This is a genomic window from Pseudonocardia sp. Ae505_Ps2 (assembly GCF_001932425.1).
Classification (GTDB): domain Bacteria; phylum Actinomycetota; class Actinomycetes; order Mycobacteriales; family Pseudonocardiaceae; genus Pseudonocardia.
Window position 1 is genome coordinate 4,344,648 of record NZ_MCIP01000001.1, and the last position, 6,420, is coordinate 4,351,067.

Here is a 6,420-nt window from a genome sequence, read left to right on the forward strand (position 1 = left end):
ACTGAACAGGAGAGGATGGACATGCACGGAACCAGGAGGATCGTCGGCGGCGCGCTGCTCGCGATCCTGGCAGTGCTCGCGCTCACCGCCTGTGGCGGCGCCGCGGAGCAGGGCGGCGACCAGCCTCCCGCCGGTCAGGCCTCCGGGACGTTCCCGGTCACCATCACCCACGCGCTGGGCGAGGCCACGATCCCGGCGGCACCCACCCGGATCGTGGCGCTCAGCTACGAGCAGGACCTGCTGAGCCAGATCGGGATCACCACCGTCGGGCACAACGAGAACGCCGTCACCCCCGGCAGGCCCTACCCCTGGGAGGAGGGCAAGGTCGACTTCGCGGGCAGCGAGGTGGTGGTCGAGCCGTCCCAGGAGGTCAACCTCGAGAAGATCGCGGCGCTGCAGCCGGACCTCATCCTGGCGACGAACCTGAGCACGATCGACAAGTTCTACCCGCAGCTCAGCCAGATCGCGCCGACCGTCGTGTACCAGAAGGGTTGGAACAAAGACACCTGGCAGGACAACGCGGCGCTGATCGGGAAGGCCGTCGGCAAGGAGGCCGACGTCGCCCGCGTGGTCCAGGGCGTCGAGAAGAAGATCTCCGACACGGCCGCGGCCATCCCCGGCCTGCAGGGGAAGACCTACGCCACCGCCTACTACTACGAGCGTGGCACGTTCGTCGTCCCCACCGACTCCACGACCACCATGCCCCAGGTCTACGCCGCGCTCGGGCTGCGGATCGACCCGGAGATCGCCGCGAACGTGAAGAACCGGTCGCTGTCGGCCGAACAGATCGGCCTGCTCGACGTCGACTACCTGTCGCTGTCGTTCGCCAACGCCGACCTGCGCTCCCAGCTCTTCGCCGACCCGCTGTTCGCCAACCTCGACGTCGTGAAGCAGCAGCGCTACTTCGAGTCCGACGAGGCCGGTGGCGTCGCCGAGAACTACCCGACGGTCCTCAACATCCCCTGGACCATCGACCGTCAGCTCGACGTCCTCAAGAAGGTCGGCGCCGCGACGGGCTGACCGGGACCGGTCCGCAGCCGCCCGGCGTCCGACGCCGCGCGGCTGCGGACCGGCGTGCTCGCGGCCGGTACGGAGATCACCACAGCGGTGAGCACCGGGAGTCCGTGAATCAGGGAGGTGGGCTCGAACGCCGCCCATACCCAGGCGGTGGGGGCGGTGGATCCAGCCGGCCGAGCAGCTCGGTGAGCCTGCGCATGGTGTCGACGGTCTCGCGGCGCTCGGTCGGGCTCAGGCGGTCGAAGGTCTGGCGTTGACGCGCGCTCAGTCGATGCTGTTGCTCCCGGACGATGGAGCGGCCCCGGTCGGTGAGCGTGACCTCGACCCGCCGTTGGTCGCGGGTGCTGCGTCGACGGTTGACGATGCCGTTGCGTTCCAACGTCGTGAGCATCCCGGTGACGGTGGGGGAGGACACGGCGGCGCGGGCGGCGAGCTCGCCGACCGACAGTGCGCCACTGGAGTCGAGCTCCTCGACGAGGTGCAGCTGGGCCAGGGTCAGCGACGGGTCGCAGCCCCGGGCCAGGGCCGCGCGGACCTGCCGCATGCGGGCGAACAGCTCGCCGGAGGCCGTGCGGAACTCGCCGAACCCGGCGGGCTCGGGAGCATTGCCGCTCACGCGAGCGGCGAGAACGCAGCGGGCCAGGCCATGATCGAGTCGGCCTCGATGATGTGCTCCGGGCCTCCCGGTGGGGGCCAGCGGTGGGTGGCGACGAGGTCGCGGCGGACCTCGACCCGCTGGTCGAGGCTGTCGAACGGCCAGATGTGCACGATGCGGGCGGGTCCGTCGAGTGCGTACATCACCACCGTGATCGGGTCCACGAGGTGGCGGCCGGGCAGTCGCTGGCGCCAGCCGTCGATGGTGGCGGGCAGGCCACCGGGGACGAGGTGGTAGTCGCGGATCTCGTAGATCCGCCCGAACCGGCCGGGTCGGACGCGGGGCACGAACGGGAACGGGGCGAAGCCGGCCATCGAGAGGTCGGTGAGGTGGTCGCCGGCGCCGAAGGGGTGGCGGGACGCGGCGGCGCGTGCGCGCTCGGCGGCCAGCTCGGCATCGTCGTCGAAGGACCGGAGGACATAGGCCCGGCCGACCGGTCCGTGTTCGGCGTACCAGCAGCCGAGGAACTCGCCGTGGGCGTCGGGTGCGGTGACCCACGGCTCGACCCCGGCGAGCGCGGCGTCGGCGTCGGTCAGCCTGAAGTGCAGCGTCGTGTACTCGTAGCGGACCGCGCGGGACGCGGGATCGAGGTCCTCGCCCGTGATCGGAGCCGGCTCGGTCATGGGGTGGCCCTTCCGGTTGCCGCGACAGAACAGTAGGAACCTACATGTTAGGAGCCTATGCAGTCGTCCTCGACGAGGCCGGGCGGTGTCGACCCGCTGGGTCAGGGGAGCCGGAGAAGCCGGCCCACGGCGGTCCCGACGACGGCCGCCGGTACGGCGAAGACGAGTACCAGCAGCGTCCACCTCTCCCAGGAGTCCGTCTGCAGGTACTGCCAGAAGTCGCGGTGGCGCGAGGAGAACCCGATCATCCAGTGCGCTTTCAGCAGGTAGTAGGTGCTGACCGCCGCGATGCCGCAGGCGAGCACCGACATCAGGTTGGTGCTGAACCTGCGGGACACCATCGCCGAGAGCCCGAGGACCGCGGCCCATGACCACCAGGTGTCGGTCACCGCGACGATCGAGCCGAACTCGGCGAGCCGGGCGCTGGCCGACAGCGCACCCCAACCACATCCGAGCACGGCCGTCAGCACGGGGAGCACGATCATCGACGCGCCCCTGGAGTGCGCGGGACGATGCGTCGGGACGGTCGGTGCGTGTGCGGTCGTCGGCGTCACGTCCACCACCCTCGGCTCGGCGGTGTTGCGAGACCGTAAGCGACGCCGGACGGTGCTGGCTCCTAGTCTGGACGGTCCAGCGAGCCGGGGGAGGGATCGTGCGGGTACTCGTCGTCGAGGACGACCAGGACATCCGGGAGGCCATGCGGGCCGGGCTGAGTTCCGACTCCGCCGTCGTCGACGTCGCCGCGGACGGCCACGAGGCGCTCGACCTGCTGGGGCTCAACGACTACGACGTCGCGGTCCTCGACCGTGACGTGCCCGGCCCGGACGGGGATGAGATCGCCCGCCGGATCGGGCACCGCGGCCCCGGCCCGCGGATCATCATGGTGACCGCCGCAGGAGGCCTGGCGGAGAAGGAGGACGGCTTCGGCGCCGGCGCCGACGACTACCTCACCAAGCCGTTCGTCATGAGAGAGCTGCAGCTGCGCGTGCGTGCCCTGGCCCGGCGGTCGACGCGTGCCCTGCCCGTGGTGCACGAGTACGGCGGCCTGCGGGTGGACACCCACCGGCACGAGGTCCACCGCGACGGCAGACTCGTGCCGCTCACACCCAAGCAGTTCGCCGTGCTCGAGGTACTGGCGGGCGAGGCGGGCGGTGTGGTCAGCGCCGAAGACCTGCTGGCCCGCGCCTGGGACGAGAACATCGACCCGTTCACCAACTCCGTGCGCGTCACGATCTCCGCGCTGCGCAGGCGACTCGGCGAGCCGTGGATCATCGAGACCGTGCCCGGGGTCGGATACCGGCTGTGCACCGACGGCGTGGGGTGACCGGGCGGGTGCACCTGGGCATCCGTGCCAAGCTGACGCTCAGCTACGTCGGCCTGTTCCTCGGAACCACAGCGGTGCTGCTGGCGGTGGTGGCGCTGTTCATTCTGCGCTACATCCCCAACGCCGGCCTCGTCGTCTCGGTCAGTGGCGAGTGGGCCCCGGGGCGGCAGGACATCTTCGAGGCGTTCGCACCGCGGGCCGCGGTCGTCATCGTGGTGCTGTTCGGCGTGGCCCTGGGGGTCTCGTGGTTCCTGGCGGGCCGCATCCTGCGCCCGCTGCCAGGACTGACCCGGGCAGCGCAGCTGACCTCGCAGGGGTCGCTGACCCACCGCATCCGCTACGCCGGCGCCCGTGACGAGCTCGGTCGCCTCGCCGACACCTTCGACGACATGCTCGCCCAGCTGCAGCGCCACGACGACCAGCAGCGCCGCTTCGCCGCGAACGCCTCGCACGAGCTGCGGACTCCGCTGGCCGCGACGAGGGCGCTGCTCGACGTCGCCGAGGCCGACCCCGGCTCGCTCGACACCGGAGACCTGCTGGAGCGGCTCCGTCGGATCAACGAACACGCCATCGCGACCACCGAGGCGATGCTCGTGATGGCCCGCTCGCAGGAGGGGCAGCTGCCCACCGAGCGGGTGGACCTGTCGCTGGTCGCGGAGGAAGCCGTCGAGACGCTGGTCCCGGTGGCAGACCGCCGGCGGGTGACCCTCGACGCCGACGGGACCGGAGCCGCTCCCTGCTCCGGGTCGGCGCCGCTGCTGCTGCAGATGACCCAGAACCTGCTGCACAACGCGATCGTCCACAACGTCGACGGCGGCCGGGTCGTGATTCGCACGGGGATCGAGGGCGGCCACGCCTGGGTGGAGGTGGTCAACACCGGGCCCGTCGTCCCGGAGGAGGCGCTGCCGACCCTGACCGATGCGTTCCGGCGGGTCGACGACCGCGGGCGGAGCGGCCACGCGGCCGGAGCGGGACTAGGGTTGTCGGTGGTCGCGGCGATCGTCCGGGCACACCGCGGGTCCCTCGAACTGGGGGCGCGTGACGGTGGGGGCCTGCGGGTGCGGGTCGATCTGCCCGCACTGTGAGAGCCGACCGGCCTGCCGCGACGAGAGGGAGCGGCCCTTGCCCGATCCTGCAGATGGGCGGAACCACCACATGAAGGCTCCCGTACGGTCACGCCGGGGCTGGCGACGTCTGGTCGCTGCCGCGGCCGTGGCGGGCGTCGTCGCTGTCTCGGCGGCGTGCGGCCCCGGTGACGGCGCCGACTCCGGCGACGGAACGAGGTTCACGTACTGGTCGATGTGGCGGCCCACGGAGCCTCAGGGCCAGGTCCTCCAGTCCTCGATCGACCAGTTCACCAGGGACACCGGGATCACGGTCGACGTCCGGTGGCAAGGACGGCGGGTGCTGGACAATCTGGCCCCGTCGCTGCCCCAGGGGGCTGATGCAGACCTGGTGGACCAGTCCAGGACCAAGCTCCGCATCGCCCTCGCCGACACCGGCCAGTCCGCGGACCTGACCGCCGTCCTCGACCAGCCGATCCCGGGGGAGAACAAGAAGATCTCCGAGGTCATCCCCCCGAAGTACCGGCCCTTTCTCAACGGGCGGGACGGCAGGCCCTACCTGATCCCCTACGAGGTGACCGGCGAGGCCCTGTGGCTGGACGCGGCGAGGTACCCGGACATCGCTGCGAAGCCACCGGAGAACTGGGACGACTTCGTCGCCGTGCTCGCCAGGATCCAGGCGAGCGGCGTGACACCGATCGCGCTCGACACCAACAAGGCGTTCTGGCCGCTGCTGGTCCTGCAGCGAGCGCTGGGACCACAGGATCTGGTGCGGTCGGCCGGCGACCGGACGGGCGAGGCGTGGAACGCCCCGGCCGTCCTGGACGCCATCGACAGGCTCGAGCAGCTGGTGCGCAGCGGCTACTTCGGCCACGCCTACACCGACGCGCAGTTCCCGGCCGGGCAGATCAAGTGGGCCCAGGGCAGGGCCGCGTTGTTCCTGCAGGGATCCTGGCTTCCGAGCGAGGCGGAACCGTACATGGCGCCGAGCTTCAGACCCACCTCCATCCAACTTCCGGCCATCAACGGTGGCGACCCGGTCGTGAGCGTGGAACTCTTCGGTTTCGCCATCCCCCGGTCGGCCAAGAACGGTGCGGCTGCACAGAAGTTCATCGCGTACTTCATGAATCGCAGCCAGCTGGAGAAGATTTCCGAACGGGCGGACAACCTCACCCCGCGAGCCGACATCCCGGCACCGCGGCAGCTCGCGTCACTCCAGAGCGCACTTTCCGGACGCGAAGTGTATCCCTGGGGGTCGGGTCTCGACCTCGAGTACGGGCCGTGGACCCAGGAAGTCCTCGATCCCCCTGCGGCAGCGCTCATGCAGGGCGAGATCTCGGCAGTCGACTTCGTCGCTCAGATGAAGCAGAGGTCGATCGCTTTCTGGAAGAACCACGGCTGACGGCGACAATCGTTTCGGGGTCGCCCGCGGTCCGACGGTGGCGATTCTGCTTCGTGTCCTCCATGTCGCTCCACTGAGGTGTTCTCAGTAGCGGGGTGGCAGGTCGTGGCGACACGCCGAGGGTGGTGAGATGAGCGGGAACGGGGCAGGACCCCGGTAGATCGGTTCGGTCCAGCACAGATCGACACCGTCACCGAGGTCCTGCATGTCTGATCCTGTCACCTACACCGCTGTCCTCCCGATCGGGGAGCGCACCGTGGCCTATCTGGCGCGGCTCCTGGTCCTTCAACGCCGTCGACGTGGCACCCGGCGGCGGGCGTTGACCCCGTTCGCCC

Annotated in this window: 7 protein-coding genes and 1 pseudogene; 5 read left to right on the forward strand and 3 right to left on the reverse strand. The window is 70.5% G+C overall.

The annotated features are described in order from the left end of the window. Window positions 1–21: 21 nt before the first annotated feature. Window positions 22–1,020 carry an ABC transporter substrate-binding protein gene (locus tag Ae505Ps2_RS20520; protein WP_043282725.1) on the forward strand — a complete coding sequence of 333 codons (999 nt, stop codon included), beginning with the start codon at window positions 22–24 and terminating at the stop codon, window positions 1,018–1,020. 109 nt (window positions 1,021–1,129) lie between these two features. Here Ae505Ps2_RS20520 and Ae505Ps2_RS20525 read toward each other — a convergent pair whose 3' ends face one another. The 3 genes from Ae505Ps2_RS20525 to Ae505Ps2_RS20535 all read right to left on the reverse strand — a co-directional run bounded on the left by Ae505Ps2_RS20525 (window position 1,130) and on the right by Ae505Ps2_RS20535 (window position 2,780). Beyond that, entirely contained in the window at window positions 1,130–1,633 is a 504-nt protein-coding gene (locus tag Ae505Ps2_RS20525) for a MarR family transcriptional regulator (RefSeq protein ID WP_075306667.1), read from the reverse strand. Then, entirely contained in the window at window positions 1,630–2,295 is a 666-nt protein-coding gene (locus tag Ae505Ps2_RS20530) for an NIPSNAP family protein (RefSeq protein WP_083695865.1), read from the reverse strand. Before Ae505Ps2_RS20530 ends, Ae505Ps2_RS20525 begins: the two co-directional genes overlap by 4 nt. A 101-nt stretch (window positions 2,296–2,396) precedes the next feature. Beyond that, entirely contained in the window at window positions 2,397–2,780 is a 384-nt protein-coding gene (locus tag Ae505Ps2_RS20535; protein ID WP_075329785.1) for a hypothetical protein, read from the reverse strand. A gap of 167 nt (window positions 2,781–2,947) precedes the next feature. Here Ae505Ps2_RS20535 and Ae505Ps2_RS20540 point away from each other — a divergent pair, with 167 nt between their 5' ends. From Ae505Ps2_RS20540 to Ae505Ps2_RS33585, 4 genes and pseudogenes are all read left to right on the forward strand, one after another. Beyond that, window positions 2,948–3,619 carry a response regulator transcription factor gene (locus tag Ae505Ps2_RS20540; protein WP_075306665.1) on the forward strand — a complete coding sequence of 224 codons (672 nt, stop codon included), beginning with the start codon at window positions 2,948–2,950 and terminating at the stop codon, window positions 3,617–3,619. Further along, window positions 3,598–4,704 (forward strand): HAMP domain-containing sensor histidine kinase, encoded by a 1,107-nt coding sequence (locus Ae505Ps2_RS20545; RefSeq protein WP_063718856.1) that lies wholly within the window; start codon window positions 3,598–3,600, stop codon window positions 4,702–4,704. The genes Ae505Ps2_RS20540 and Ae505Ps2_RS20545 overlap by 22 nt, the downstream gene beginning before the upstream one ends. Before the next feature lie 70 nt (window positions 4,705–4,774). After that, window positions 4,775–6,085, forward strand: a complete 1,311-nt coding sequence (locus Ae505Ps2_RS20550) for an ABC transporter substrate-binding protein (protein ID WP_084786362.1) — start codon at window positions 4,775–4,777, stop codon at window positions 6,083–6,085. A gap of 205 nt (window positions 6,086–6,290) precedes the next feature. Then, window positions 6,291–6,420: pseudogene (locus Ae505Ps2_RS33585) on the forward strand (IS5/IS1182 family transposase); the annotation flags it as partial.

Coding starts and splice junctions, on each gene's coding strand:
- Ae505Ps2_RS20535 (WP_075329785.1), bottom strand. CDS start 2,780: ATGATCGTGCTCCCCGTGCTGACGGCCGTGCTCGGATGTGGTTGGGGT.
- Ae505Ps2_RS20550 (WP_084786362.1), top strand. CDS start 4,775: ATGAAGGCTCCCGTACGGTCACGCCGGGGCTGGCGACGTCTGGTCGCT.
- Ae505Ps2_RS20530 (WP_083695865.1), bottom strand. CDS start 2,295: ATGACCGAGCCGGCTCCGATCACGGGCGAGGACCTCGATCCCGCGTCC.
- Ae505Ps2_RS20520 (WP_043282725.1), top strand. CDS start 22: ATGCACGGAACCAGGAGGATCGTCGGCGGCGCGCTGCTCGCGATCCTG.